A 26937-nucleotide genomic window follows, 5' to 3' on the forward strand; every position below is an offset into this window, starting at 1 on the left:
GCCCAATGAACTACGCCCGATCCGACGCCCTCGTCAGCACCGAGTGGCTCGCGGACCATCTCGACGCGCCCGACATCCGCATCGTCGACGGCTCGTTCTTCCTGCCGGCGCAGAAGCGCGATCCCAAGGCCGAGTTCGCGAACCAGCACATCCCGGGCGCGGTGTTCTTCGATATCGACGAGATCGCCGACACCTCGAATCCGCTGCCGCACATGATGCCCACCTCGGAGAAGTTCTCCTCGCGGGTGCGCAAGCTCGGGCTGGGCGACGGCAACAAGATCATCGTCTACGACACCTCGCCGATGACCGGTGCTTGCCGGGTGTGGTGGATGTTCCGCGCCATGGGCCACAAGGACGTGGCGGTGCTCGACGGCGGCCTGCCCAAGTGGATGGCCGAGGGCCGCACAGTCACCGACGACCCGACGCCGCCGCGCGAGCGCCACTTCACGGCGCGGCTGGACAATACGCTGGTGCGCTCGATCGACGATGTGCGCGGCCTGCTCGACAGCAAGCGCGAGCAGGTGGTCGATGCCCGTGCCGCCAACCGCTTTCGCGGCGAGGTGCCCGAGCCGCGCGCCGGCCTGCGCAGCGGCCACATGCCGGGTGCGCTCAACCTGCCCTACAACGACCTGCTCGATTCCCGGACCGGCACCATGCTGCCGGCAGCCGAGCTGCAGGCCCGCATCAAGGCGGCCGGCATCGATCCGGCGAAGAAGGTCACGGCGAGCTGCGGCTCGGGCGTCACCGCCTGCGTCGTCGGGCTTGCCCTCTATCTCACCGGCGCGCCCGAGGCCGCGATCTACGACGGCTCGTGGACCGAATGGGGTGGCCGTGAGGACACGCCGGTCGTGACCGGGGCGGCGTGATGGCTGCCCGAGGTTCCGTTGTCGTCACCGGAGCCTCGACCGGCATCGGCTCGGCCTGCGTGAAGGTCCTGACGGCGGCGGGCTTCCATGTCTTCGGCAGCGTACGCATGCAAGCCGATGCCGACCGCCTCGCCCAGGAGTTCGGCGCCGGCTTCACGCCCCTCCTCTTCGACGTCACCGACCGGGCGGCGGTGGCCCGTGCGGCACAGACGGTCGAGCAGGCGCTGGCCGACGCGACCCTGGCCGGCCTGGTCAACAATGCCGGCATCGCGGTGGCCGGACCGCTGCTCTATCTGCCCATCGAGGACTTCGAGCAGCAGTTCGCCGTCAACGTGACCGGCCAGCTGATCGTCACCCAGGCCTTCGCGCCGCTGCTTGGCGCCGATCGCAGCCGCAAGGGCGCGCCGGGGCGCATCGTCATGATCTCGTCGGTCGGCGGCCGCAATGCGCTGCCGCTCGCCGGGCCCTACGCCGCCTCCAAGTTCGCGGTCGAGGGGCTGTCCGAGGCGCTGCGCCGCGAGCTGATGCTGTTCGGCATCGACGTCGTCATCGTCGCGCCCGGCGCGGTCGTGACGCCGATCTGGGGCAAGAGCGACGATCGCGTCGCCGCCTTCGCCAACACGCCCTATGCCGCCGCGGTCGAGAAGATGAAGGCCTTCATGACGACCATCGCGGCGAAGGGGCTGCCGCCCGAGCGCATCGGCGAGGCGGTGAAGACGGCGCTCACGGCGCCGAAGCCGAAGACCCGCTACACGCTCGCGCCCAACCCGTTCCAGCAGTTCCTGACGACCCGGCTGCCCAAGCGCCTGGTCGATCGCACGATCGCCCGGCAGATCGGCTTGCTGCCGCCCGCTCGATGACGCATCAGCCGCCGCCGCGTAGCGACGGCACGCTACCGGTCACGATCACGTACCTCGAGATTGCGCCGAAGGACTGGACGCGACGCGGCCAGCCGCCCCGGATCGCGATCGAGATCGTTCGCGTGCCTCGGCCGACGGCTGCGGTCTACTTCGATCTCTACGATCGCGTCGGCCGCGACTGGCTGTGGTACGAGCGCCGGCTGCTCGGCGAGGCGGCGCTGACGGCCCTGCTCAACCGTCCCGGTCACGAGGTTCATGTCGCGCTGCACGACGGCGCGCTGGTCGGCTACTTCGAGCTCTACGACGACGAGATCGTCTTCTTCGGCCTGACACCCGAGTACATCGGCCAACGCATCGGCCCGTGGTTGCTCGACCGCGCGATCGAGCGCGGTTTTACGCGCGGCGCCGCGACGCTTGTTCTCAACACCAACACGGTCGACCATCCGCGCGCGCTCGACACGTACCGCAAGGCAGGTTTTCGCATCGTCAGGCGCGAAGAGACGGAGCTGCAGGATCCGCGCGTGCTGTGGCCGGACATCTATCGGTGGCCGCCGAAGTAACGGCTGTGCCATAGTCGGTCACCATGACCGCGAAGAAAACTTATACCCGCCCCGACACTGTTTTGGCCGTTGCCGGCCGCGATCCCGACAACAACTTCGGCATCGTCAATCCGCCTGTCTATCACGCCTCGACCATCCTCTCCCCGACCATGGAGAAGTTCGAGAACCGCGTCCCGTTCGAGGGCTTCGGCTACGGCCGCAACGGCACGCCGACGCAGAAGGCCCTGGAGGATGCGGTCGCCGCGATCGAGGGTGCGCATCGCTCGATTGCCGTGCAGTCGGGCCTCGCCGCGGTCACCGGCGCGATCGTCGGCTTCCTCAAGACCGGCGACCACATGCTGCTGACCGACAACTGCTACGGTCCGGCGCGCCGCTTCGCCAACACCACGCTCAAGGGCTTCGGCGTCGAGACGACCTTCTTCGATCCGATGATCGGCGCGGGCATCGAGAAACTGATCAAGCCTAACACCAAGGTCGTCTATCTCGAGGCGCCGGGCTCGCAGACCTTCGAGGTGCAGGACGTCGACGCGATCGCCGCCGTTGCCAAGAAGCACGGCGCCGCGGTGCTGATCGACAACACCTGGGCGACGCCGCTCTACTTCAAGCCGTTCGACCATGGCTGCGATCTGTCGATCCACGCCGGCACCAAGTACATCGTCGGCCATTCCGACGCGATGATGGGCATCATCTCCTGCCGCGACCGCGCGATGTTCGAGGTCGCCAAGACGGCCTGCCAGAACTTCGGCTGCCATGCCGCGCCGGACGACAGCTATCTCGCGCTGCGCGGCTTGCGCACCATGGCGGTGCGGCTGCGCCATCACGAGAAGAGCGGCCTCACCATCGCCCACTGGCTGAAGACGCGGCCCGAGGTCGACAAGGTCCTGCACCCCGCCCTGCCCGACTGCCCCGGCCACGAGAACTGGAAGAAGCAGTTCAAGGGCTCGTCCGGCCTGTTCTCGTTCACGCTGCGCGACGGCACCAGCAAGAAGGCGGTGGCCGCGATGCTCGACGGCATGGATATCTTCGGCATGGGCGCCTCGTGGGGCGGCTACGAGAGCCTGCTGATCCCGGCGCATCCGGACAACTATCGCTCGGCGGTGCCGTGGCCCAAGGACAAGCACGTGCTGCGCGTCCATATCGGCCTCGAGGATGTCGAGGACCTGAAGACCGACCTCGCCGAAGGCTTCGACCGGCTGAACCGCGCCCACAACGCCTGACGCCGGCTGCCGCACAGCGGTCGCGGCTGCCGCTTGCCTTGGCGGTCCCCGCAGGGGACGCTCGGGCCATGAAGGAAGTTCCCGTCCTGATCGTCGGCGGTGGGCCGGTCGGCCTCACCGCCTCGCTGATGCTCTCGCGGCTCGGCATCGAGTCGCTGCTGGTCGAACGCCATCCCGGCACCGCCATCCATCCCAAGGCGCGCGGCATCAACGCCCGGACCATGGAGATCTTCCACCAGCAGGGCATCGAGGACGACGTCCGCGCCGCCGGCCTGCCGCCCGACAAGGTCGGCTTCATCGTCTGGACCAAGACCCTGGCCGGCGAGGAGATCGAGCGGCGCGTGCCGTGGGGCCAGAGCATGCAGCGCGCCGAGGTGACGCCGGTCCGCGCCTGTCTCTGCGCGCAGGACTATCTCGAGCCGGTGCTACGGCGATGCGCCGAGAAGCAGCCGCTCGGCACGCTGCTCTTCGACACCGAGCTCACGACGTTCGAGCAGGACGACACGCGCGTGCTGGCGACCATCACGAACGTCAAGACCGGCGCCTCCGAGCAGGTCAACGCGCAGTTCATGATCGCCGCCGACGGCGCGCAAAGCCGCGTGCGCGCCGCGCTCGGCATCGGCATGCAGGGCAAGAAGGACGTCTATGACAGCGTGAACGTCCTGCTCGAGGCCGACCTGCGGCCGTGGACGCAGGACCGGCCGGCCGCGCTCTACTTCGTCGAGAACGAGGAGATGCGCGCGACCTTCCTCACCATCAACGCGCATGATCGCTGGGGCTTTCTGGTCAATTCCCTGAAGGCGCACGGCCGCAAACCGGAGGATTTCACGCCCGATCACTCGGCGGCCATGATCCGGCGCGCCGTCGGCGTTCCCGATCTGCCGGTGAAGGTGCTGGGCGTGGCGCCGTGGGTCGCCTCGGCGCATGTCGCCGAGCGCTATCGCGACGGCCGCGTGTTCCTGGCCGGCGACGCGGCGCACGAGATGCCGCCGACCGGCGGCTTCGGCATGAACACCGGCGTCCAGGACGTCCAGAACCTCGCCTGGAAGATGGCTACTGTGCTCAACGGCAAGGCGGCAGATGCGCTGCTCGACACCTACCATGATGAGCGCCAGCCCTTCGGCAAGGCGATCACCGAGCAGGCGCTGGCCAACGCCGCGTCGATGGGCCGGATGGCGAAGACGCTGCAGGGCAAGGGCGCGCGCCGCGAGTTCCTCAACGAGCAGGGCATGATCTTCGGCGCGACCTACCAGTCGCGCGCCGTGATCCCGGACGGCAGCCCCCGCCCCGTCGTCGCCGATCCGGTGACCGAGTACGCGCCTTCGGCCTGGCCCGGCGCTCGCGCGCCGCACGCCTGGGTGCAGAAGGGCGGCGTGCGCGTCTCGACGATCGATCTGGTCGGCAACGGCTTCGTGCTGCTGGCGGGCACCAAGGGCGGTTGGGCCGAGGCAGCGATGCCGAACGCGATCGAGCCGATCGTGCTCGGCGACGAGGAGCCGTGGCGCGACCTCTACGGTATCGACGCGGACGGCGCCGTCCTGGTGCGGCCGGACGGGCATGTGGCCTGGCGTAGCGCCGGGGTCGCCACCGATCCCGGCCGCACGTTGGCCGGCACGATGAACGCCATCACCGGAACGGCCTGATCCAATGCTCCTGACGCGACGCACCGTCCTGGCAGGGGCGACGCTGCTCGCTGCCCGATCGGCCCTCGCCGAGGAGCAGTTGCGGATCGTGGTCCCGTTCGGCGCGGGCTCGGGCACCGACAACACCATGCGCGTCTTCTCCGAGGCATTCCGCGTGGCCACCGGCCGAACCGCGATGGTCGACAACAAGCCGGGCGGCGGCACGACCATCGGCACGCTCGAGGTCTCGCGCGCCAAGCCCGACGGCAACACCGTGCTCTACACCACCGGCGGCCACACCACGAACGCCGTGCTGATGCGCAAGCTGCCCTACGATCCGGTCGAGGGCTTCACGCCGATCACCTTGCTGACGCGCAGCCAGGGCTTCGGGCTGATGGTGTCGGGCGAATCGCGCTTCAAGACGATGGATCAGTACCTCGCGGCGGCGCGCGCCGAGCCGGGCAAGATCACCTACGGCTCGTCGGGTATCGGCAACACCACGCACGTGGTCGGCGAGCTGTTCTGCCGTAGCGCCAAGGTGCAGCTCATCCACGTGCCCTACAAGAGCACGCCGATCAACGATGCGATGGCCGGCACGATTGATTCCTTCTTCGTCTCGCCGTCGCTGATCATGCAGTACCTGCAGGCCGGTAAGCTGCGCATGCTCGGCATCTCGAGCGCCAAGCGCATGCCGCAGCAGCCTGACGTGCCGACCTTCGGCGAGTACGGCATCGAGGCCGACATTCCCGGCTGGTCGGGCTTCTGGGGACCGCCCAAGCTTCCGGCGGCGACGGTCGACCAGCTCCACAAGAACATCCTCAAGGCCGCGCACGAGAAGTCGTTCGAGACCTTCACCCGCGACAACGGCGCCGAGATCGTCGGCCTGCCGTCGGCCGAGTTCGCGGCCTACGTCGCCAGTGAAATCGAACGTTACAAAAAGGTCCTGCCGCCGCTCGGCATCCAGATCGATTGACGACGGGTTGCAGCCTGCGACCGTATGTTGCGGGGGACTCTTTCAGACTTGATGCAGAGAGCGCATTGCCCGACCGTTCTCCCAACAATAACGGCAGGATGAGGCGACACGATGAAACGACGCGATTTCACCGCGGGCGTAGCCCTCACCGTCTTGGCACCGGCGATCGCCCGGGCGGCTCCCACGGTCAAGATGCAGGAGACGCCGTGCCTCGCCGAGCAGGTGAAGGCGGGCTCCCTGCCGTCGGTCGACAAGCGCATCCCCGACGCGCCGGCGATCGTGAAGCATTTCGCCGGCGCCGACGGCGCGGGCAAGCCGGGCGGCGAGGTCAACATCCTGGTGGCGAGCGCACGCGACACTCGACTGATGACGCTTTACTCCAATTCGCGGCTGATCGTGTACGACGACCAGTTCAAGCTGCAGCCCGACATCCTCGAGAGCTACGAGGCCAAGGACAACCGCGACTTCACGCTGAAGCTGCGGGCCGGTCACAAGTGGTCGGACGGCAAGCCGTTCACCACCGAGGACTTCCGCTTCTTCTGGGAGGATGTCGCCAACAACAGCGAACTGTCGCCTCGCGGACCGTCCGTCGAACTCCTCGTCGACGGCAAGCCGCCCAAGGTCGAGATCGTCGATGAGCGGACGGTCCGCTACAGTTGGGACAAGCCCAACCCCTATTTCATCGAAAGCCAGGCGCGTGCTGCGCCTCTCTTCCTGTTCCGGCCAGCGCATTACCTCAAGACGCTCCACGGCAAGTACACGCCCGAGGAGGAAATCCTGAAGCGTTACAAAGGCAGCCGTTGGGCCAACGTCTTCCACCGCCAGGACGCGATGTACGGCAACGACAATCCGGACCTGCCGACGCTCAATGCCTGGAAGCTCGTGACGCCACCGCCGTCGCAGCGCTTCGTGTTCGAGCGCAACCCCTTCTATTACCGGATCGACGAGAAGGGCGTGCAGCTGCCCTACTTCGACAAGGTCACCTTCACGGTGGTCGCGTCCAACCTGATCCCGGCCAAGGCGGGGCTCGGCGAATCGGACCTGCAGCCGCGCTATCTCGGCCTGCGCGACTACACCTTCCTGCGCGACGCTGCGAAGAAATCCGGCATCAAGGTCGTGCTCTGGGAGAAGGGCTCGGGTTCGGAGGTCGCCTTCTATCCCAACATGAATGCCGCCGACGAGACCTGGAGGAAGCTCAACCGTGACGTCCGCTTCCGCCGCGCGCTGTCGCTGGCGATCGACCGCGAGGAGCTGAGCGAGGTGGTCTATAGCAGCATGGCCAAGCCGTCGGCCAACACCATCATGCCGCGCTCCCCGCTGTTCAAGCCGGAGCTCGCCACCAAGTGGTCGACGCACGACGTCAACGCGGCCAACAAGCTGCTCGACGAGGTCGGGCTCGACAAGAAGGGCCGCGACGGCGTCCGCCTGCTGCCCAACGGCCAGCCGGCGTTGATCGTCGTCGAGCACACCAGCGAGAAGGCCGACGAGGTCGACAACATGACCCTGGTCAGAGACCACTGGAAGAAGGTCGGCATCCGCATCGAGCTCAGGGCGCAGACCACCGATAACTTCCGCCTGCGCACCACGTCCGGCGAGGCGATGATGACTGCCTATGCCGGCGTGACCACGGCCGCGCCGACGGTCGACACCAGCCCCAGGGAGTTCGCGCCGACCATGCAGGGCGGCCTGCAATGGCCGAAGTGGGGCCTCTACATAGAATCGCACGGCAAACAGGGCGAAGCCTGCGACACCGAGGAAGGCAAGAAGCTGCTCGAGCTGCTGCACCAGTGGGAGCGCTCGACCGACGCCGCCGAGCGGCGCAAGGCATGGGACGATATCCTGACGATCAACGCCGAGCAGGTCTTCTCGATCGGCACGGTGAACTCGGTGCGCCAGCCGCTGACAACCGGCAAGAAGGTGAAAAACGTCCCGGAGAAAGGCTACTGGGCCTGGGATCCGGGCGGGTACATCGGGCTCTACAAGCCCGACACGTTCTGGATCAGCCAGTAGGGCCGCGCAGTGTCATCGGCCGCGTGGCGACTACGATGGGCCGCTACTTCCGCGTGAGCTTGCCCTCGAAAAGGCAGTAGCCATCGAGCATGATCGTCGAGGCGCCCTCCTTGAGGGAGCCCACGACGTCCATCTTGTTGCCGCCGCCCACGATGGCCGTCGTCTTGAACTTCATGTCGGCGCCCAGCGTTGCCTTGAAGTTCCGCTCCGGGCGGCCTTCCTGCTGGAAGCGTCCCTGCACATCCGTGCCGACGACCGTGACGTCGATGGTCATCTTGTAGGTCGGGCACTTGCCGCTTCCAGGGACGTTCAGGCCATATCCTGTCCAAGTGAAAATGGCCGGCTCGGCCAACGCGGGCGCGGCAAGAAGGAGGGCGGCCAGGGCGGCTACAGCTACTCTTTTCAGCATCGACATTCCCTCACCAGAAGGACGCAACAATTTCTCGCCGGCTGCTGCAATCGGCATCCATCGCTCGATCGACCCTGCAAACCTTAGCCATTCTCGGTGTCGAAATCGCGCTGTTTTGAAGACACCGGCCGCTATTTCGGGTTCAGGGGAGGTATTCGACCCACCGTAAGGCGGCGGCCCTTGGAGAGGTAGCTGTTCAAGTCATGCGGGCGAGGCGCCCGCCAGGAACTCGCCGGTCCCAGTATCGTGCCGGAGAAAGGCCACTGGGCGTGGGATCCGGGCGGATATATCGGGCTCTACAAGCCCGACACGTTCTGGACGACGGAGTGACTAGGGCCGCCGGCACTCCGCGCAGGTGCCAGTGACCTCGAGCGTCATGTCGCGGGCGGCGAAGCCGTGGCGGCTCGCCGAGGCGGCGATGGAGTCGACGACGCCGGCGCTCTCCATCTCCTCGGCGTTGCCGCACTCGCCGCAGATCAGGAAGAATCCGCGATGCGTTTCGCCGGGATGGCTGCAGCCGACGAAGGCGTTCATGCGCTCGATGCGGTGGATCAATCCATGCTCGATCAGGAAATCGAGCGCGCGATAGACGGTCGGCGGCGCCGAGCCGAGATCCTCGTCGCGCAACTGATCGAGCAGCGCATAGGCGCCGACCGGCTTGTGGCTCGACCAGACCAGCTCCAGCACGCGGCGACGCAGCGGCGTGAAGCGCAGGCCTTTGGCCAGGCACAGCTTCTCGGCGGCCTCGACGGCGTCCTCGATGCAATGCTCGTGATCGTGGCCCTTGGCAGGGCCGTGCGCGGGGGCTTTGGCGGCTTTTTTCACCATGCCGATTTGCCAAGAGGGTGGACGCCGATTATAGGCCCCCTTCCCCTTCGAGGCCAACGATGCCCACCACCTATCCGCAGGCCGCGGTCGACAAAATGCTCGCGGCCATCCAGTTCGATCCCCAGGGCCTGGTGCCCGCCATCGCGCAGCAGCGCGGCAGCGGCGAAGTGCTGATGATGGCCTATATGGATCGCACGGCTGTCATCGAGACCATGCGCACGGGCCGCGTCTGCTACTGGTCGCGCTCGCGCAAGGCACCGTGGCGCAAGGGCGACACCTCGGGTCATATCCAGGAGCTGGTCGAGCTCAGGGTCGATTGCGACGGCGACACCCTGCTGGTCGAGGTCGAGCAGACCGGCGTCGCCTGCCACACCGGCCGGCACAACTGCTTCTTCCGCGCGATCCGCGGCGGCGAGCTCACCGAGATCGCGCCGATCGAAATCGACATGGAAAAAGTCGCAGAGGAGTGAGCGTGGTTCAGCGTGGTTTCCCGCGGCGCGCCGTGATCGTCGCTGCAACAGCCCTGCCGCTCGGCGCCTGCGGCAAGCAGATGTCGAACCTGTTCGGCAAGAACGACCCCAAGCTCCTGCCGCGCGGCGACCGCATGGTACGCTGGATCTACAACGCGGGCGAAGAGCGCATGATGGCGCCCGATGCGCTCACCGTGATGGGCATCAGCAACGAGGGCCGCGACATCCCGGTCAAGCTGCTCGGCGAGTACGGGCCCGACGGCCGCTACGTCATCGCCCTGGTCAGCATCCGCAAGGTCTACGAGTTCGTGCTGCACCGCTTCCAGAACGACGTCTTCATCTTCCACAACTGCGACAAGAACTTCACGCGGCTGGCCTCGGTCCGCTACGCCAAGAACGGCAAGCCGACCTTCATCACCGACGCGGCATTCGCCGACGCCGACTTCCAGCGCCAGCTCGCCTTCTGGGTCGACCGCATGCCGGGACGCTAGGAGAGGCGCTAGGGCGCAGATTCCGGCCGGCCTTCCGCGACCAGCCAGTCGACGAAGCCCTTGAGCGGGGCCGTCTTGTCGGCATCGAACGGGACGAGCGCGACATAGCCGGTGCGCGGGACCTTGATGTCGGGCAACGGCGTCAGCAGCCGGCCCGCGCCGAGATCGGCATCGAGCAGCGGGAACGGGCCGATGCCGATCCCAAGCCCGTCGATCACCGCCTGCAGCGTCACGTGGAAGTGGTCGAATATCTGTCGCCGCTGGCCCGCCAGATGGGACAGCCCTGCCCGTCCGAGCCAGTCGATCCAATCTCCGGGCCGGGTTTCCGATGACAGCAGGACATGGTCCGCGACGTCGGCCGGGCTGCGGATCGGGCGCCGCGCGTACAGGGCCGGGCTCATGATCAGCGTCTCGACATCGTCGAGGATGTCCGTCGCCCGATGCTGCGGCCATGAATCGGCTTTCGCGGAGCCGCGGCGCACCGCGACGTCGAAGCCGCCGCGCAACTCCTCATGCACGGTCGAGACGGTGGTTACCGAGACCTCCACGATCGGATGCGCCTGGTGGAACCACTCCAGGCGGGGGATCAGCCAGCGGATGGCGAAGCTCGTCGGTGCGCTCACACGCAGGATCCGGCGGGCGCCCGGTTTGCCGCAGGCTTCGGCGGCGCTCGTCAGCCGGTCGAAGGAGAGACTGACCTCGGCGGCAAAGACGCGGGCGATCGGTGTCGCGACCATGCGACGCCCCGAGCGCACGAACAGTCGCTGGCCGAGCCAGCCTTCCAGGATGCCGATCTGTCGGCTGACTGCGCCGTGCGTCAGGCCGAGCTCGGCTGCGGCTCCGGCATAGCCGTTGGTGCGGGCGGCCACTTCGAAGACACGAAGCGCATTGAGGGGAGGAAGGCGGCGCATCCGATACTGTGAGGAAAGCTGACGAATATGGCGAAGAAGCTGAGGCTATTCGCCAAAAGATCACGGGTCTAGGTTACGGTTCAGTTACGCTTTGGAAAGATCCCGGATGGCCGTTGCCGCCGACACGAACAGTTCTCCTCGCAAGACGTTGGCCGTGTGCGGCGGAGCGCATGCCCTGCATGACGGCTTCACCGACCTCCTGAACGTCCTCTATCCGCTGCTGCAGGCCCAGTTCGGGCTGAGCTATGCCGCGATCGGCGCGCTGAAGACCGTCTATTCCGGCGCGATGGCAAGCGGCCAGATCCCGTCGGGCTGGCTCGCCGGCAAGCTCGGCGGCGTCTACGTGCTGGCCGGCGGCACAGCGCTGATCGCGGTCGGCTACGGCCTGGCCGGCCTCACCGGCTCGCTCTACGGCGTGATCGTCGGGCTGCTGCTCGCGGGCCTGGGCGGCGCCACGCAGCATCCGATCGCCTCGACCCTGGTGGCCGGCGCCTTCCCGGCGCAGCGCTCGCGCGCCGCGCTCGGCACCTACAATTTCACCGGCGACGTCGGCAAGGTGGCGCTGCCGGCGGTGTTCGCCCTGGTCGCGGCGGCGATGGGCTGGCGCCAGGCGATGCTGGTGACCGCGGCGATCGCGGTCGTCGGGGCCGGCCTGATCTTCCTCACCCTGCAGCCGGCCGAGATGGCCGCCAAGGCGAAGGACGGCAAGGCGATCGAGGGCCAGGACCGGCCGTGGGCCTTCTGGCTCCTGTTCGCGATCCACGTCGCCGACAGCGCGGTGCGCTCCGGCTTCCTGATCTTCCTGCCTTTCCTGCTGCAGGCGAAAGGCGCCGACCTGCCGACCATCGGCCTGGCGCTGTCGCTGCTGTTCGCGGGCGGCGCCGCCGGCAAGCTGGTGATAGGCTGGCTGGGCGCGCGACTCGGTGTCGTACGCTCGGTCGTGCTGACGGAAATGGCCACGACCGCTCTGATCCTCGCGCTGTTGCCCTTGTCGCTCACGCCCGCGCTGGCGTTGCTGCCGGCCGTCGGCGTGATGCTGAACGGCACCTCGTCGGTGCTCTACGGCACGATTCCAGAGTTCGTGACGGTCGAGCGCCGCACCCACGCCTTCGCCGTATTCTATACCGGCGGCTCGGTCGCGGGCGCTGCGGCCCCCTTCCTGTTCGGCTTGCTGGGCGACCACATCGGACTGTCGCCCGCGCTGATCGGCGTCGGCGCGCTGGCGCTGCTCACCGTGCCGCTGGTCGCAGCGCTCAGGCCGGCGTTCCGTTCCACACAGGTCCCATCGGCTTGAGCTTGATGCCCAGGCGCAGGTGCTTGTAGGGCATCTCGACCGGGTCGGTGATGTGGGCGCCGGGCGACTGCACGACGAGGATGGTCTCGGCTATCGGCTGGAAGTCGGCGCGGAAATGCACCGTCGACTTCAGGCCGAGGATCGGCACCGTCGCCGGCTCGACGCCGACATGGCGGAACATCTCCTGGTCGGCGGCCTGGATGCGCTTGCAGGCGAGCACGGCCGAGACGCCGCTCGCCTCGTCGGTGACCAGCGCCATCGGGCCGATCTGGAACTTGGCGCCGCCGTAGAACGGGCCGGTGCCGGTGAACTTGCCGTTGCCGAGCTTGACCACGCGCCAGTCGGCCTCGACCGGCATCTCGCCGGCATAGCCCACGACCGCGCCGATGCCGCGGCGCATGACGTTGCCCTCGCCCGTCTCGACGGCGGCCTTCGCGGCACCCTCGTCGACGATCATGCCGATCACCGCACCCTTGGCCTTGTTGCGCATCAGCGCCGCCAGCAGGCCGACCGTGTCGGAGGTGCCGCCGGCGCCGGGATTGTCCTGCACGTCGGCCAGCACGATCGGCTTCTTCGCGGTCTTTGACAGCTCGATCGCCCGCAGCGCCGCGGCATCGGGATCGAGCAGCTCGCCGGCGAACGCCTTTTCCTGCGCCTTCACGGCCGCGGCCAATTTGTCGGCTGCCGCCTCGACCGCCTCCTTGTCGTGGCCGTAGACGACCAGAGCCGGCCCGCACTGGGCGATGTCGGCCGGCGGGAAGCCCGGCGTATGGGTGACGCTGACGATGCCCTGGTTGTGGCTCTTCTCGCCGGCCTCGAGCTCGCCCACCAGGTCGAAGATGCTCTTGGCCGGCTCGATGAAGGTGCACTGCCAGACCAGCGGGATCAGGAAATCGAGCTGGCGGTAAGCACGATGGACCGGCCGCTTCTCCTTGAGCAGCCGGTCGAGCAGCTCGATGGCGCGATAGCCCGTCACCGCCATGTCGATGTGCGGATAGGTGCGATAGCCGACCAGCGCGGTCGCCAGCTTGGCCATGTCGGGCGTCAAATTCGCGTGATAATCGAGGCTCGCCACGATCGGCAGGTCGCTGCCGACGAGGCCGCGGATGCGCTTCAGCAACTCACCTTCGCCGTCCTGGGTGTTCTCGGCGACCATGGCGCCGTGCAGGTCGAGGTAGATCGCGTCGAACGGCCCTTTCTTGCGCAGGTCCTCGTCGAACATCGCCCACATGCGCGCAAAGGCGTCGGCGGTGACGTAGGAAGCCGGCGGCGCGGCGGCCCAGGCCAAGGGCACGATCTCGTGGCCGAGCTCGGCCAGCTTCTTCACGGCCCCCGCGATCGGGATGTTGAAGCCCTCGACCGCGCCGATCATCTCCGGCCCGCGCAGCAGCCCGGGCCAGGCGTCGGCCCGCACGAAGTCGTCCCAGGTCGCCTGCTGCGGCGCAAAGGTGTTGGTCTCGTGCTGGAACCCGCCGACGGCGATACGCGCCATGACTCGTCTCTCCCCTTCACATTTCGGCCATCTGCGATGACCATATCACCGCCATGCGCAAAGTCCTGCCTGTCCTGCTGATGCTCGGCGTCGCGGCCTGCGCCGGCGACATGCGCTGGACGAAACCCGGCATCTCCGACGAAGGCGCGTCCGTCGACCTGGGCTCATGCCGGCACGCCGCCTCGCGGGAGGCGAGCCGCTACTATTATCCGTGGGGCTGGGGCGGCGGTTGGGGCTGGGGTTTCGGCCGCCGCAGCAGCCTGTTCTGGCAGATGCGGGCGGACAACGATCGCTTCGTCACCGAGAACCGGCTGACCTCGTTCTGCATGCGCACCAAGGGCTACGAGCTGACGAAGGTCGAGAAGCCGCAGACGCAACCGCCGCCGCCACCGGCATCGCCCGAACCGCCGCTGGCGAAGTGATTGTCATCCCGAGCGGCGCGAGGGATCCTTCCTGCAACCCAAAGATCCCTCGCTGCGCTCGGGATGACAGCCTGCGGCTGTCACTTCTTCGTCCCGTCCTCGATCGCCTTGATCAGGACGGGCCAGTATTCCTTGTTGAAGCCGAGCTCCTTCGCCCGCTCCATCAGCTCGCGCGCGACGTCGGCGCCGAGCGCCGGCACGCCGTGCTCCTCGGCCATCTGGATGGCGTAGGAGAGATCCTTCAGCGCGTAGTCGGTCGAGAAGGCGCGCGCGGGAAAGACGCCCGGCAGCATCGCCTTCATGCCGTGGTTGCGCAGGCCGAAGGAATCGGCCGAGCCCTTGGTCAGGGTCTCGAACAGGATCTTGCCGTCGATGCCGTTGGCGCGGGCGATGCACAGCGCCTCGGCCAGCCCGACCACGGTCTGGAACAGCACCATGTTGTTCAGGATCTTGACCGCCTGCCCTGCGCCGGCCTCGCCGCAATGCGTGACCTCGCTGGCGAGATGGCGCAGCAGCGGCTCGATGCGGGCGAAGGTCTCCGTCGTGCCGCCGACCATGATCGACAGCGTGCCGTCGATCGCCGCCTGGCGGGTGCGCGCGATCGGCGAGTCGGCGAAGGCCGAGGCCTTGCCCTCGAACTCGGCGAACAGCCGGCGGGCCAGCGACACCGGCGCCGTGCTGGTGTCGACGATCGTGTAGCCCATGGTGACCTTGGCGACGAGGCCGCCCGGACCGAGGCACACCTCCTCGACCTCCTTGCCGCCCGGCAGCGACAGGAAGATCGTCCGGCAGCTCGCGACGATCTCGTCGAGCGACGCGGTCTTCACGCCGTCCGCCGCCAGCCGCTGCAGCGGCTCGGCGTTGCGGTCGGTCGCCAGCACGATGGCGCCGCTCTTGCGCGCGAGGTTTCGACACATCGGCTCGCCCATCGTGCCGACGCCGATAAATCCGATCATGTCTGCCATCTCAGTTCCCTCATCACCTCCCCATTCAGATGGGGAGGTGGCGGCCTCTTAGGCCGACGGAGGGGTCATGGGCCTCTGACCCCTCCGTCAGCGTAAGACGCTGACACCTCCCCATATGAATGGGGAGGAATATGAAATCAGTCGACGATGAAGAGTTTGGCGCCGCCTGCGGTGCGCGAGCGGTGGGCCAGCGCATTGTCGGCCACCTGGTAGCTCTGGCCGGGCTTCAGCACCACGGTGCGGCCGTCGGCCAGCTCGGTGTGCAGCTCGCCTTCCAGCACCAGCAGGACATGGCCCTTCTGGCACCAGTGGTCGGCGAGGTAGCCCGGCGTGTACTCGACCATGCGCACCCGGATGTTGTTGAAGGTGCGCGTGCGCCAGTAGGCCTTGCCGGTCTCGCCCGGATGCTCGGTGCGGTCCACCTCGTCCCAGGCGGTCGTGCCGAACGGTATGTCGAACATCAGCATGGCCGCGCTTTTAGCATGTTTTGCGCCCGCCGATAGGCGGCGCCGCGCATCGCCTGGGCGAGCGGTCCTTCCACATTGCGAGCCAGCACCATGCCGCCGATGCACAGCGCGGCCAGCGCCAGCGCCTCGTCGCGGTCGCCGAGATCGGCCTCGAAGATCGCCACCAGCCGCTTCAGCACCGCGCCGTAGGCCGAGCGGACCTCGGCATCGCCGTCGAGGATGTCGGCCGGCGTGGTCAGCAAGGGACAGCAGCTCTCGCGGTCGGAGAAGTGGTCGCGCGAGAAGTAGGCGTCGACCACCCGCTCGGCCTGCCGCTTGCGCCGGCTGCAATCCTGCCACGGCTTGGGGGCCTCCGGGCAAAGGAACCAACGCACCGCCTCGGCATAGAGCTGCGCCTTGTCGCGGAAGTGGCGATAGAAGCCGCCGCGCGTCAGCCCGGCCTGGTCCATCACCTCGTCGATCGACACCTGGGCGAAGCCCCTGTCGTTGAACAGCCGCCGCGCGCTCTCGAGGATGCGCCGGCGCGTCGCCTCCTTGTGCTCGGCCGTGTAGGGCATGCGGCACCTCCAAAGATCGCATCTTCTGCCTTCGGCAAAAGATGTTGTTGAACATCTTTTGCCCTGCGGCACCCTCGACGCAACAGGAGACTGCCATGGTCGAGTTCGCGGGCTTCATTGCCACCTTTGGCCTGATCGTGTTCATCGCCGGCGCGCTGGTGGCGTCGGCCGACCTGCCGCCGGCCGGCCGGCTGGTCGTTGCCGGCATCCTTGGCCTGTGGGCTGGCCTCGCGGCGGCAGGATCGGCCGCCGGCTGGATGCAGATCACGCGGCCGCCGGTGGTCGGTTTCTTCGTCGTCGTTCCGCTGATCGCCGCGGCGCTGTTTGCGCGCGGCCTGCTGGCCAGCCTGCCGTTGCGGCTGATGATCGGCCTCAACATCGGCCGCGTGTTTGCCGTCGAGTTCCTGTTGCTCGCCGGTCAGGGACAACTGTCGGGCCCCTTCCCCCACTCGGCCGCGTGGGGCGACATCATCACCGGCGTGGTCGCGCTGCCGATGCTGGCGCTGGCGCGCGAGCCCGGCCGCAACGCAGCAGTGCTGCACGCCTGGAACCTGTTCGGGCTCGCCGACCTGATCGCCGCGATCGTCCTCGGCGTGACCTCGGCCGACGGCTCGCTGTTGCAGGTCTTCCCGGCGCTGGGCTCGATGGCGATGCAGCGGCTGCCGTGGTCGTTCGTGCCGACCGTGCTGGTGCCGTTGTGGATGATGCTGCACGGCGCGATCTTCGTGCAGCTCCTGCGTGCGGCTAGCCCCAGCTCGCGAGCGCCTGGCTGAAGCTGCTCCGGCCGCGATAGAGCATCGCCCGCCAGCCGCATATCCGCGCGCCGTCGACATTGGCCGTGTTGTCGTCGACGAACAGGATCGACTGCGCCGCCGTCACGCCCATGCGCGCCTGGGCGGTGGTGAAGAACACGCGCTCGGGCTTGCAGACGCCGAGCGCCGCCGAATAGATGATCTCGTCGAAATGCCCGCCCAGCCCGGCGCGGTCGCGCAGATGGGCGGCGCGATGGTGCTCCTGGTTGGAGGCGGCGAACACCTTGCCGCCGGTGCGCCGGCGCCAGGCGTCGGCGTCGGCCAGCAGCTCGCGGTCGATCACCGCGTCCCTTTCGAACCAGTAGGCGACGAACTCCTCCAGCCGGTCGGCGAGGCCCTTGCCCTCGAAATACTCGTGCAGCGCCACGTAGAGGTCGAGCCGGCCGCGCAGCACCTCCATGAACACCGGCTTCAGGAAGAACTCGGGCGCCAGCTCGCGGTCGTGGCTGAGGCCCCAATCCTCCTCCAGCGTCGCGTACCACGGCGTGGCGGAGCCGGGCTGGGCGAGCGAGACCACGCCGTCGATGTCGAGCACGAGAACCGGTTCGTTGGACATCCGGCCATCGTAGCGTCACCCTCGCGGCATGTCCCTGACCCGTGGCGCGATGCTGGCCGGGACCGCGCTCTCGGCCGCTGCGAGGGCCGTACGCTGCAGACCGGCGTCATCCTGTGGCCTACCGCTGTCACAATACTTATCATAGGGAAGCCGGCATGTTCGCGTCGGTCGTCTACGAGGGGTTCAGTTGAAGCTGCTGGTGCCGGCGCTGGCCGAGCTCGATCATTATGCCGAGGCGCTGCGCCGCGGCGGCTACTTCCCCGACAACATCCGCCGCGAGGTTTCCGCCCGGGAAGAGCTGGCGAAGATCGACGCCGATCCCGCTTCCTTCGTGGCGTTGCTCGACGACCGCGACGCCAAGGCCGGCCCGGTCACCCTGCCCGACGGCTCCACGGTCAAGCGCCTGCCCGGCTACCGGCGCTGGATCTGGGACGATGGTGACAGTGGGGGCGACGGTGGGGGCTTCTGCGGCCATATCGGCTTCCGCTGGCAGCCCGGTGCGTCGATGCTGCCGCCCTATGTGCTGGGCCATATCGGCTACGCCGTGGTGCCGTGGAAGCGCGGCCGCGGCTACGCCACCCGGGCGCTCGCCCTGCTGCTGCCCGAGGCGCGCAAGGAAGGGCTGGCCCATGTCGATCTTACGACCGATCCCGACAATATCCCGTCGCAGAAAGTGATCGCCGCCAACGGCGGCACCCTGGTCGAACGGTTCACGACGACCGACGCGCACGGCGGCGGCGAGATGCTGCGCTGGCGGATTATGCTGTAGCGCCGGCTAGAGCGATTTCCGAGCAGATGGAACCGCTCGCGGTTCCATCTGCTCGGAAATGCGCGCACGGGGGTTGTTGTTGCAGCAGGCATATTCCGTTCGGCTGATTCCAGCCGAATGGAATATGCTCTAGCTAGTCCTCGATCCCGCCGACCCGCACCACCGTCTCGGCCATCGCCGCCAGCGTCGCCAGGCTGCGGGACTTGAGCGCACGGGGCGACTCGCCCTCGCCGATCTGGCCCTCGAGCACCAAGGTGATGAAGCCATGCATGGTCGACCAGGCGAAGTCGGCCATGCGCTTGCGGACCTCGGGCGGCGCCTTGGGGATCACCGCGTCGACCGCGGCCAGTTGAAGCTGATAGGCGTGCTTGGCGGCGGCGGTGAGGCCCGGCGTCTCGAACCGGCTGGCCTCGCGGTTGAACATGAGCTGGAACAGCGCCGGATGGGCGGCGGCGAAGGCCATGTAGCCGACCCCCTGCGCCACCAGCCGGGCCGTCGGCTCGGCCTTGGCGCGGCGCGCCTCGTTCTCCATGGCGGCGGCGAGCTCGTGGTAGCCGCGGGTCGCGATCTCGGCCAGCAGGTCGTCGATCGAGGCGAAATGGTGCGCCGGCGCCGCGTGGCTGACCTCGGCCCGGCGGGCGCATTCGCGCAGGGTGAACTCCCGCAGGCCGCCCTCCTCGAGCAGCCGGCGGCCGGCGGCGACCAGCGCTTCGCGGAGCTCGCCATGATGATAGGACTTGGCACGGGCCATGGCCCATCCGCCACGGCAGCCTGTGCCGTGTCAATATGGCCGCCGAACTTGGCGGTGACTAAATTATGCCATCCTGGATCTGGCCGATGGCTGGATCGGGCGCTGGCTGGCTCGCCTACGCTCGGGACGACGGCAAATGTTGCGCCCGCATCGGTATCCGCCATGATGCCGGCGGATGAAGCGACCGACCACCAGCCCCGTCACCATTGAACTCAATGCGGTGCTGGTGGCGCTGACCGCGAACGAGCCGCAGGTGCTGACCCTCGAGGACGGCGCGCTGCTGCCGTCGGGGCCGTTCGAATCGGAGCATCCGACCTTGCAGTCGGGCCTGCGCGCCTGGGTCGAGCGGCAGACGCACCATCCGCTGGGCTATGTCGAGCAGCTCTATACCTTCGCCGACCGCAACCGCGCCGATCCGGCGACCGGCCGGCGCATCGTGTCGATCAGCTATCTCGGGCTGACGCGCGAGCAGCTGTCGCGCGGCCCGCGCGATCCCGAATGGCGCAACTGGTACCGCTACTTCCCCTGGGAGGACTGGCGCGGCGGCCCGCCGGCCCTGGTCGCACGGCACATCCTGCCCGAGCTGCGCAAGTGGGCTGATTCGCGCGAGCGCAAGCAGCGCGTCGAGATCAACTTCGGCGACGGCAAGAAGCGCTGGAACGAGGAGCTGGTGCTGCAGCGCTACGAGCTGCTGCACGAGGCCGGCCTGCTCGCCGAAGCCGGTGGTGACGGCCCGCCCGCCGCCATGCCGACCGGCATGCCGATGCGCTACGACCATCGCCGCATCCTCGCCACCGGCATCGCGCGGTTGCGGGCCAAGATCAAATACCGGCCGGTGGTGTTCGAGCTGATGGCCGAGTCCTTCACCCTGCTGCGGCTGCAGCGCGCGGTCGAGGCGCTGGCCGGCCGGCCCCTGCACAAGCAGAACTTCCGCCGCCTGATCGACCAGCAGGGCCTGGTCGAGGAGACCGGCGCGGTCTCCGCCGAAGCCGCCGGCCGCCCGGCCAAGCTCTACCGCTTCCGCCGCGAGGTCGTGGCCGAGCGCGCCGCCGGCGGCAGCAAGCTGCCGCTGTCGCGGCCGGCCTGACGAGTTTTGGAACCAAAGTAGCTGTCATCCCGAGCATAGCGAGGGATCTATGGGGATCGGCATAGATTCCTCGCTGCGCTCGGGATGACACCGACCACTGCCAGCGAAATTTGCCGGTTGACGCCCTTTATGCTCACTCATAGCATTATAAATACTCCAGTTGAGTATATAGGTGCCGTCATGCCCCAGCCCTCCTCTCCCCTCTATGAGCGGGTCAAGCACGTGATCCCCGCCTTCGAATGGCCGGCTTTCGAGCCGGACATCGAGGCGATCCTGCGACTGAAGCGCGAGCGCGACGCGGTGATCCTCGCCCACAACTACCAGACGCCCGAGATCTTCCACGGCGTCGCCGACATCGTCGGCGACAGCCTGGCCCTGGCACGCCAGGCGATGAAGGTCGATGCCTCGGTGATCGTGCTGGCGGGCGTCCACTTCATGGCCGAGACCGCCAAGCTGCTCAATCCGGCCAAGCGGGTGCTGATCCCGGACCTGCGCGCCGGCTGCTCGCTCGCCGCCTCGATCACCGCCGCCGACGTCCGCGCGCTGCGCGTGAGCCATCCCGGCGTGCCGGTCGTCACCTACGTCAACACCTCGGCCGCGGTGAAGGCCGAGAGCGACATCTGCTGCACCTCGGGCAACGCCCGCCAGGTCGTCGAGAGCCTGGGCGTGCCGCGGGTGATCATGCTGCCCGACGAGTATCTGGCGCAGAATATCGGCCGCGACACCGGCGTCGAGATCATCACCTGGGCGGGCCACTGCGAGGTCCACGAGCGGTTCACGGCGGACGACCTGCGGCAGCTCCGCCGCGGCCATGACGGCATCGTCGTGCTGGCCCATCCCGAATGCCCGCCCGAGGTGGTCGCCGAGGCCGACTTCGCGGGCTCGACGGCGGCGATGATCGACTATGTCGCGCGCGAGAAGCCGGCGCGGGTCGCGCTGATGACCGAATGCTCGATGAGCGACAATGTCGCCGTGGAGCATCCCGACATCGAGTTCGTGCGCCCGTGCAATCTCTGCCCGCACATGAAGCGCATCACCCTGGGCAAGATCCGCCGCGCGCTCGAGACCCTGACCCACGAGGTGACGGTCGAGCCGGACATCGCCGGGCGCGCGCGCCGCGCCGTCGAGCGCATGCTGGAGGTCAAGTGATGCTGCCGTTGATGTATGAGCCGCTGGTCCGCTCCGCCCTGCTGGAGGACCTCGGCCGCGCCGGCGACATCACCACCGAGGCGGTGGTGCCGGCCCAGTCCCGGGCCGAGACGGCGCTGGTTGCCCGCCAGCCGGGCGTGGTCGCCGGCCTCGAGCTGGCGGCGATGGCCTTCCGCCTGGTCGAGCCCGCGATCCAAATCGCGGTCGAACGACCGGACGGCACGCGCGTTGCCCCCGGCGACCGCATCGCGACGATCGAGGGCCCGACCCGCGGCGTGCTCAGCGCCGAGCGGGTGGCGCTCAACTTCCTCGGCCACTTGAGCGGCGTGGCGACGGCGACGTCGGTCCTGGTCGACGCGGTGAAGGGCCACAAGGCGCGGATCTGCTGCACGCGCAAGACCATGCCCGGCATGCGCGCGGCGCAGAAGCATGCGGTGCGCATGGGCGGCGGCGTCAACCACCGCTTCGGCCTCGACGACGCGGTGCTGATCAAGGACAACCACGTCGCCGCGGCCGGCGGCATCCGCCAGGCGATCGAGGCGGCGCGCGCCCATGTCGGCCACCTGGTGAAGATCGAGGTCGAGGTCGACACGCTGGCGCAGCTCGACGAGGCGCTGGCGGTCGGCGTCGACGCCGTGCTGCTCGACAACATGGAGCCCGAGACCCTGCGCAAGGCCGTCGCCATGATCGACGGCCGCGCCCTCGCCGAGGCCTCGGGCCGCATCACGCCGGCGACCGCGCCGGCGATCGCCGCCGCGGGCGTCGACCTGATCTCCGCCGGCTGGCTGACGCACAGCGCGACGGTGCTCGACATCGGCCTGGACTGGCGGGGCTGAGGCGACGCCCTCCTCGGCCAGGCGTTCTTGATGGCCGTCCGTCGCACTGTTACGCTCCGTCTCGCTGGCGGTGGCGGCAACCGATGGACGGTTGGGCACTTCGTTACCTGTCCCAGTCACGCATTCCTACTAGTCACGCACAACAGAGAGAGCGTCGCGCAGCGTTCATTTCGCTATCCGCCGGCCAGCGGAGGCAGCGTCATGATCGAGCTCCTGGAACAACAGAAGAAGCTGACGACAAACCAGTGGAAGCTGATCTGCACGGCGAACGTGGCGGATCTGCTCGATTTCTTCGATTTCTTCCTGATCGGCTACGTCACGGCGGCGCTGACCAAGCAATGGTCCCTGACCTATTGGGAGGGCGGTGCAATCCTGCTGGCCTCCGGCCTCGGCGCGGTTCCGGGCGCCTTCTTCTGGGGGTGGCTCGGCGACTGGATCGGCCGCCGCACGGTGTTCATCATGTCGGCGGTCACCATCTCGCTCGCCACGGGCGTCATGGTCTTCACGCCGGGACAGGACGGCTTCGTCCCGGGCTGGCTCTTCCTGATGTTCTTCCGCTTCCTCGTCGGTGTCGGCAATGCCGGCATCTTCACGATCGATCTGCCGCTGGTGCAGGAGTTCATCCCTGCCTACAAGCGCGGCTGGGTCAGCGCGCTCATTACGACGCTGCTGCCCGGCGGCAGCATGCTGGCCGGTCTTGCGGCCTGGCAGTTGCTCCCGATCGTCGGCTGGCGCGGCCTGTTCCTGGTCGGCCTGGTGCCGCTGGTCCTGGTGTTCATGATCCGCTACTGGGTGCCGGAATCGCCGCGCTGGCTGATCCTCAGAGGGCGCCATGAAGAAGCGCGACGGTCGCTCGCCTGGGCGCTGATGATCGATCCCAGGGAGATCGTCCTGCCGAGCACGCTGCCCGCGGTCCAGACGACGCGCTGGGTCGAGCTGTTCAAATATCCGCGGTTGGTCGCCGCAGGCTGTCTCACCGGCCTGACCCAGACCGGCGGCGCCTCGCTCGGGCTGTGGGGACCGACCCTGCTGGTGCTCGTCCTGGTGCCCAGGATCACCCCCGAACATGCGGCATTCCTGATGATCTTCGTCAACATGGCGGGGATCTTCGGGCGGTTCAGCATCACCGCCCTGATCGAGCCCCTGGGGCGGCGCGGTTCAGGCACGCTCTATTGCGTGCTGGCCGCGGTGCTGATGGTGCTCGCTGGCTATCTGCACGACGTCTATGTCGCCGGCGCTTCGCTGTTCTACATCCTGATCGTGGCGCAGGCCTTTTTCGGCAGCGCCGTCTACACGGTCGTCGGGCCGTACATGGCGGAGATCTGGCCGGCCCGGCTGCGGGCCAGCGGCATGGGGCTCAGCTATGGCGTCGGCAACTGCGGCAAGTTCATCGGCCCGCTCGGGCTGGCGCTGATCATGGGCGCCGGCGATCTGATCAAGCCCGCCGCGCCCAACCTGGTCATGCTCGGCCCTGCGCTGACCTACTTCGCCGCGTGGTATCTCCTCGGCGTGATCGGGTTCTGGGCGTTCGGATTCGAGCCCAAAGGCCGCACCTTCGACGAGATCGACCGCAAGCACGACGCGCCGGCGCCGGCCGTCGCCACGGCCGCTCGCCTATCCGCCGAGTAGAGCACACCGCCTAGGTGACGTCGGCCGGTTCGAGCGCCTGGCGCAGCTCCGCTTCCTCCTTGGCGCCGGCGCGGGTCATGACGAACCGGCCGCGGATGCCGTCGATGTACCACTGGCCCGCGATCTCGGTCGCGTCGGCGTTCAACGATCCGTCGTAGCCGACCGTGTGCTTCCAGCCGCCTTTGCCGTCATAGGTCTTGAGGAAGGAGACCTGCGTGCCCTCGTGCCGGCCGTCGACCGTGGCGTAGAGCAGGATCCGCCGCTCGCTGACAATGCCCTCGTACTCGTGGATGCTGCCGCCGAAGCGCCCGCCGACGTCGATCAGCAAAGCGACGAACGTCACGCCCTCGGGCTCCCCCGGATAGAAGTACTGGCCGTTCCAGGCGCCGCTGAGATCGACGTTTTCGCTCATGTGCCGGGAGACTACTCAAAAAATCGATGAACAGCCGCGGGCATTGTGGCTTGATCGCCTCATGACCCTCGAACTCTGGCTCGCCTTCGTCGCGGCATCGTCCATCCTGCTCATCATCCCCGGGCCGACCGTGCTGCTGGTCGTGTCCTATGCCCTGGGCCAAGGCTGGCGCACGGCGCTGCCGATGGCGGTCGGCGTGGCGCTGGGCGACTTCACGGCCATGACGCTGTCGATGCTCGGGCTGGGCGCCCTGCTCGCCGCCTCGGCGACGCTGTTCACGGTGCTGAAATGGATCGGCGCGGCCTACCTGGTGTGGCTCGGCGTCAAGCTGTGGCGCGCCGGCGGCACGCCCAATTCCGGAGCCATGGGGGCGGCGCCACGCACCGATGCCGTCTCGGCGGCCAGGATGCTGGGCCATGCCTGGCTGGTGACGGCGCTCAACCCCAAGAGCATCACCTTCTTCGTCGCCTTCCTGCCGGCCTTCCTCGACCCGCACGCCGACTTCCTCACCCAGATGCTGGTGTTCGAGACGACCTTCCTGGTGCTCGCCTTCGCCAATGCCTTCGGCTACGCGCTGGTCGCCAGCCGCGCCCGCGGCCTGGTCGCCAATCCGTGCGCCCTCAGGATCGTGAACCGGACCGGCGGCGGCCTGCTGATCGGCGCCGGCATCGCCACCGTCTTCGAATCGCTCTCCGTGCGCGAGCCATTGTAGCCCATATGACCGCCTAGGCTGCCGTGCGGCACCCTGACGATAGCGAACAGCGACCACACGGTGGCATGACGGAAGACCGAGAAGACTGAGCCGGTAACCGAGGCTCCTGCCGGACAACTGGTCTTAACGGCGATTCGAGGAGGTCGTGACGTGAGCCAAATCGAGGCCAGCAACGAACGAGTCGAACTGGCTGACAAGGGCGTCGATCTCAGAGTTGGGAGGGCCTACGATCGAGATCGCTACCGGCGTCGGCGGCTTGAGAACGAGGCCAAGCGATTCGACTGTAGGCCACCTCCAGCCATTCCCAGCATAACTTTGGCGACACCCTTCAATGTCACACGACGTGGAGGCAATCAGTCGCTTCTTCGTTCCTTTGTCCAAGAATATCGCGACGTCGAAGATTGCGGCCGAACTCGCGGTCCGCAGCGTTCTGAGTTCGTGCCAAACAGGCGATTTGCTGTGAAGTTGCCAGCAATCCACGGCATCATGCGGCCTTGCCGTGCCGTAGCTGATCACGTGGTCGGCAAGGTAGCCGCCAAGGCCGACATAGGTGCCCCATATATTTCCTTCGTAGTCTTTTTGCTCGCTAAGCCGAAAGGGGCCAACCTCTTCAGGCAGTTGCCCCTGAAAACGGGACGTGTCTGAACGCACCGTAGGGAGTAGTTCGTCAATGCCTGCGCCGATGATCACGACGAGGATCGCTGCAATCGCGCGCTTCTTCATACAGGCCGCCTACCAGACTGCCTTAGGCGGCGGGCTATTCCGAACATGAAAAGGCCAGCTACAAAGAACATCGGTATGTAGAGTATATAGTCTATCCACTCTGCTTCCCGCTCGAGAGCGCGATAAAGGAAGGGAACGTGGAGTGACACCGCGTTGAGCACGACCAGGACACACAATCGCACTCCATTGAGCACGAAAGCGAAGAGAACATTTCCTATGATGTAGAGGGCGTGCGCAGCGATCGTGAGACGATACAGATATCCCGCTACCAGGGCGACGCATCCCAGCGTTACGGCGCTTCTCAGTCCGTTGCAGGCCGGTGCAATGAACATTCCGAAGCCCGGTGCAAAGTAGAGCCACAGATCTTCGGGATCGCCGTTGATGGGGACGCCGAGCAAACGAGCGAACGCCCACGCAACCCGCGCCCCCAACTGCTGCAACGGCAGGTCGACCATGGTGTTGACCAGCGGCAGCGGATTGACGAGCAACAGCAACGCGATGGGAAATGCCGCCCTTCTCCAGGCAGCGACTCCCCACAGAAAGACGACAGCACCGCTGGCATAGAGGAAGAGCAGCAGGCCTGACGGAACGAAGTTGATCAGTCCGACATTCTGGGCGACGTAGCCTACTCGCCCTGAAATGCGGGATAATCCCAGTCCCAAAGCCATGGAAAGGGCCATGAGCGCGAGCCCCCACCAACTGCCATTTCCCCACGGGCATCGGCGCAAAACCCGCCACGACAGAACAAGGCTGATTGGAATACTGAGGATGCCAATCGACCTCAGGCCGTCTGTTGTCCACATATGCCAAAGGCCAGCCAGCTGAAACGAAAAGCAAGCCGCTCCACCGCAGCACGCTGCGAATGCGCTCCATTGCCATACGTCGCTTTCCTTCCGAGGCCGCACAGGGCTTGTCGAAGGAGGCAACACTTTCCTTTCGTTGATCGATGCCATCTCGCCCTGGAGTTGACGCTCAAAAAGGATCATGAAGCGGCCGGCAAAGCCGGCTTCAGTCGAACGTGATCTGCCGTAACGCGCCAGCGTACGGTCAGACCAGGGTTAATCCTTTCTGGGCTTTCGGGTGAGGA

General features: G+C 67.3%; 30 protein-coding genes. 18 read left to right on the plus strand and 12 right to left on the minus strand.

All coding sequences use genetic code 11. From position 1 onward, the window contains the following. The first annotated feature begins 5 nt into the window (after positions 1-5). The 7 genes from sseA (at position 6) to J0J01_RS16320 (ending at position 8108) form a co-directional block, all read left to right on the plus strand. Positions 6-866: a 3-mercaptopyruvate sulfurtransferase gene (gene sseA, locus J0J01_RS16290; protein WP_296382388.1), complete on the plus strand. Its 861-nt coding sequence runs from the start codon at positions 6-8 to the stop codon at positions 864-866. Then, a complete protein-coding gene (locus J0J01_RS16295) occupies positions 866-1726 on the plus strand; it encodes an SDR family oxidoreductase (protein ID WP_296382390.1) in 861 nt (286 codons plus the stop codon). Before sseA ends, J0J01_RS16295 begins: the two co-directional genes overlap by 1 nt. Next, a complete protein-coding gene (locus J0J01_RS16300; RefSeq protein ID WP_296382392.1) occupies positions 1723-2286 on the plus strand; it encodes a GNAT family N-acetyltransferase in 564 nt (187 codons plus the stop codon). The genes J0J01_RS16295 and J0J01_RS16300 overlap by 4 nt, the downstream gene beginning before the upstream one ends. 23 nt (positions 2287-2309) lie before the next feature. Beyond that, complete coding sequence (metC, locus tag J0J01_RS16305; RefSeq protein WP_296382393.1) at positions 2310-3503, plus strand: cystathionine beta-lyase; 1194 nt, start codon at positions 2310-2312, stop codon at positions 3501-3503. A 68-nt stretch (positions 3504-3571) separates the two neighbouring features. After that, complete coding sequence (locus J0J01_RS16310; RefSeq protein WP_296382395.1) at positions 3572-5146, plus strand: FAD-dependent monooxygenase; 1575 nt, start codon at positions 3572-3574, stop codon at positions 5144-5146. Positions 5147-5150: 4 nt separating this feature from the next. Further along, positions 5151-6098 carry a tripartite tricarboxylate transporter substrate binding protein gene (locus J0J01_RS16315; protein WP_296382398.1) on the plus strand — a complete coding sequence of 316 codons (948 nt, stop codon included), beginning with the start codon at positions 5151-5153 and terminating at the stop codon, positions 6096-6098. A 111-nt stretch (positions 6099-6209) separates the two neighbouring features. After that, positions 6210-8108: an ABC transporter substrate-binding protein gene (locus J0J01_RS16320; RefSeq protein ID WP_296382400.1), complete on the plus strand. Its 1899-nt coding sequence runs from the start codon at positions 6210-6212 to the stop codon at positions 8106-8108. A gap of 43 nt (positions 8109-8151) precedes the next feature. Here J0J01_RS16320 and J0J01_RS16325 read toward each other — a convergent pair whose 3' ends face one another. Further along, entirely contained in the window at positions 8152-8574 is a 423-nt protein-coding gene (locus tag J0J01_RS16325; RefSeq protein WP_296382402.1) for a hypothetical protein, read from the minus strand. 273 nt (positions 8575-8847) lie between these two features. Then, positions 8848-9345, minus strand: a complete 498-nt coding sequence (locus tag J0J01_RS16330; protein WP_296382404.1) for a Fur family transcriptional regulator — start codon at positions 9343-9345, stop codon at positions 8848-8850. A gap of 59 nt (positions 9346-9404) precedes the next feature. Here J0J01_RS16330 and hisI point away from each other — a divergent pair, with 59 nt between their 5' ends. Together hisI and J0J01_RS16340 are read left to right on the plus strand one after the other, a co-directional pair. Next, complete coding sequence (gene hisI, locus J0J01_RS16335) at positions 9405-9815, plus strand: phosphoribosyl-AMP cyclohydrolase (RefSeq protein ID WP_296382406.1); 411 nt, start codon at positions 9405-9407, stop codon at positions 9813-9815. A 2-nt stretch (positions 9816-9817) separates the two neighbouring features. Beyond that, complete coding sequence (locus tag J0J01_RS16340) at positions 9818-10306, plus strand: hypothetical protein (protein WP_296382408.1); 489 nt, start codon at positions 9818-9820, stop codon at positions 10304-10306. Between the two features lie 8 nt (positions 10307-10314). Here the strand turns inward: J0J01_RS16340 and J0J01_RS16345 are convergent, their stop codons facing one another. Beyond that, positions 10315-11217 (minus strand): LysR substrate-binding domain-containing protein, encoded by a 903-nt coding sequence (locus tag J0J01_RS16345; RefSeq protein WP_296382410.1) that lies wholly within the window; start codon positions 11215-11217, stop codon positions 10315-10317. A 106-nt stretch (positions 11218-11323) separates the two neighbouring features. Here J0J01_RS16345 and J0J01_RS16350 point away from each other — a divergent pair, with 106 nt between their 5' ends. After that, a complete protein-coding gene (locus J0J01_RS16350) occupies positions 11324-12511 on the plus strand; it encodes an MFS transporter (RefSeq protein ID WP_296382412.1) in 1188 nt (395 codons plus the stop codon). Here J0J01_RS16350 and J0J01_RS16355 read toward each other — a convergent pair. Continuing rightward, positions 12471-14003 carry a M81 family metallopeptidase gene (locus J0J01_RS16355; RefSeq protein ID WP_296382414.1) on the minus strand — a complete coding sequence of 511 codons (1533 nt, stop codon included), beginning with the start codon at positions 14001-14003 and terminating at the stop codon, positions 12471-12473. The genes J0J01_RS16350 and J0J01_RS16355 overlap by 41 nt on opposite strands. Before the next feature lie 53 nt (positions 14004-14056). Between J0J01_RS16355 and J0J01_RS16360 the strand changes: the two genes are divergently transcribed. Next, positions 14057-14425 carry a hypothetical protein gene (locus J0J01_RS16360; RefSeq protein WP_296382416.1) on the plus strand — a complete coding sequence of 123 codons (369 nt, stop codon included), beginning with the start codon at positions 14057-14059 and terminating at the stop codon, positions 14423-14425. An 80-nt stretch (positions 14426-14505) separates the two neighbouring features. Here the strand turns inward: J0J01_RS16360 and J0J01_RS16365 are convergent, their stop codons facing one another. The 3 genes from J0J01_RS16365 to J0J01_RS16375 form a co-directional block, all read right to left on the minus strand. Continuing rightward, positions 14506-15381: an NAD(P)-dependent oxidoreductase gene (locus J0J01_RS16365; protein ID WP_365737259.1), complete on the minus strand. Its 876-nt coding sequence runs from the start codon at positions 15379-15381 to the stop codon at positions 14506-14508. Positions 15382-15527: 146 nt separating this feature from the next. Next, on the minus strand, positions 15528-15857 hold the full coding sequence (locus tag J0J01_RS16370) for a DHCW motif cupin fold protein (protein ID WP_296382421.1): 330 nt from the start codon (positions 15855-15857) through the stop codon (positions 15528-15530). Continuing rightward, positions 15851-16414 carry a TetR/AcrR family transcriptional regulator gene (locus J0J01_RS16375; RefSeq protein ID WP_296382423.1) on the minus strand — a complete coding sequence of 188 codons (564 nt, stop codon included), beginning with the start codon at positions 16412-16414 and terminating at the stop codon, positions 15851-15853. The genes J0J01_RS16370 and J0J01_RS16375 overlap by 7 nt, the downstream gene beginning before the upstream one ends. A 95-nt stretch (positions 16415-16509) precedes the next feature. Here J0J01_RS16375 and J0J01_RS16380 point away from each other — a divergent pair, with 95 nt between their 5' ends. Then, positions 16510-17187, plus strand: coding sequence for a hypothetical protein (locus J0J01_RS16380; protein ID WP_296382425.1), 678 nt, complete (start codon positions 16510-16512; stop codon positions 17185-17187). Here the strand turns inward: J0J01_RS16380 and J0J01_RS16385 are convergent. Beyond that, complete coding sequence (locus tag J0J01_RS16385; protein ID WP_296382426.1) at positions 17159-17782, minus strand: HAD-IA family hydrolase; 624 nt, start codon at positions 17780-17782, stop codon at positions 17159-17161. The genes J0J01_RS16380 and J0J01_RS16385 overlap by 29 nt on opposite strands. 187 nt (positions 17783-17969) lie before the next feature. Between J0J01_RS16385 and J0J01_RS16390 the strand changes: the two genes are divergently transcribed. Continuing rightward, complete coding sequence (locus J0J01_RS16390; RefSeq protein ID WP_296382428.1) at positions 17970-18551, plus strand: GNAT family N-acetyltransferase; 582 nt, start codon at positions 17970-17972, stop codon at positions 18549-18551. Between the two features lie 133 nt (positions 18552-18684). On the opposite strand, the gene J0J01_RS16395 is transcribed toward J0J01_RS16390, so the two are convergent. Further along, a complete protein-coding gene (locus tag J0J01_RS16395) occupies positions 18685-19302 on the minus strand; it encodes a TetR/AcrR family transcriptional regulator (protein WP_296382430.1) in 618 nt (205 codons plus the stop codon). Between the two features lie 175 nt (positions 19303-19477). On the opposite strand from J0J01_RS16395, the gene J0J01_RS16400 reads away from it, so the two are divergent. The 4 genes from J0J01_RS16400 to J0J01_RS16415 all read left to right on the plus strand — a co-directional run bounded on the left by J0J01_RS16400 (position 19478) and on the right by J0J01_RS16415 (position 24003). Then, positions 19478-20389 carry a hypothetical protein gene (locus J0J01_RS16400; protein WP_296382433.1) on the plus strand — a complete coding sequence of 304 codons (912 nt, stop codon included), beginning with the start codon at positions 19478-19480 and terminating at the stop codon, positions 20387-20389. Positions 20390-20569: 180 nt separating this feature from the next. Beyond that, the gene (gene nadA, locus J0J01_RS16405) at positions 20570-21538 is read left to right on the plus strand and encodes a quinolinate synthase NadA (protein ID WP_296382435.1); all 969 of its coding nucleotides are present in this window, start codon (positions 20570-20572) and stop codon (positions 21536-21538) included. Next, the gene (nadC, locus tag J0J01_RS16410; RefSeq protein WP_296382438.1) at positions 21538-22374 is read left to right on the plus strand and encodes a carboxylating nicotinate-nucleotide diphosphorylase; all 837 of its coding nucleotides are present in this window, start codon (positions 21538-21540) and stop codon (positions 22372-22374) included. Before nadA ends, nadC begins: the two co-directional genes overlap by 1 nt. Before the next feature lie 201 nt (positions 22375-22575). Continuing rightward, on the plus strand, positions 22576-24003 hold the full coding sequence (locus tag J0J01_RS16415) for an MFS transporter (protein ID WP_296382439.1): 1428 nt from the start codon (positions 22576-22578) through the stop codon (positions 24001-24003). Positions 24004-24013: 10 nt separating this feature from the next. Here the strand turns inward: J0J01_RS16415 and J0J01_RS16420 are convergent, their stop codons facing one another. Then, positions 24014-24415 carry a hypothetical protein gene (locus tag J0J01_RS16420; RefSeq protein WP_296382440.1) on the minus strand — a complete coding sequence of 134 codons (402 nt, stop codon included), beginning with the start codon at positions 24413-24415 and terminating at the stop codon, positions 24014-24016. 61 nt (positions 24416-24476) lie between these two features. Here J0J01_RS16420 and J0J01_RS16425 point away from each other — a divergent pair, with 61 nt between their 5' ends. Beyond that, positions 24477-25127, plus strand: coding sequence for a LysE family translocator (locus J0J01_RS16425; RefSeq protein ID WP_296382444.1), 651 nt, complete (start codon positions 24477-24479; stop codon positions 25125-25127). 123 nt (positions 25128-25250) lie between these two features. Here J0J01_RS16425 and J0J01_RS16430 read toward each other — a convergent pair whose 3' ends face one another. Both J0J01_RS16430 and xrtJ read right to left on the minus strand, forming a co-directional pair. Then, positions 25251-25850: a hypothetical protein gene (locus tag J0J01_RS16430; RefSeq protein ID WP_296382445.1), complete on the minus strand. Its 600-nt coding sequence runs from the start codon at positions 25848-25850 to the stop codon at positions 25251-25253. Then, entirely contained in the window at positions 25847-26836 is a 990-nt protein-coding gene (gene xrtJ / locus J0J01_RS16435) for an exosortase J (RefSeq protein ID WP_365737267.1), read from the minus strand. The genes J0J01_RS16430 and xrtJ overlap by 4 nt, the downstream gene beginning before the upstream one ends. Between the last annotated feature and the right edge of the window lie 101 nt (positions 26837-26937).

Origin of the sequence: Reyranella sp. (genome assembly GCF_017305915.1) — a bacterium.
In the GTDB taxonomy this organism is placed as follows: domain Bacteria; phylum Pseudomonadota; class Alphaproteobacteria; order Reyranellales; family Reyranellaceae; genus Reyranella.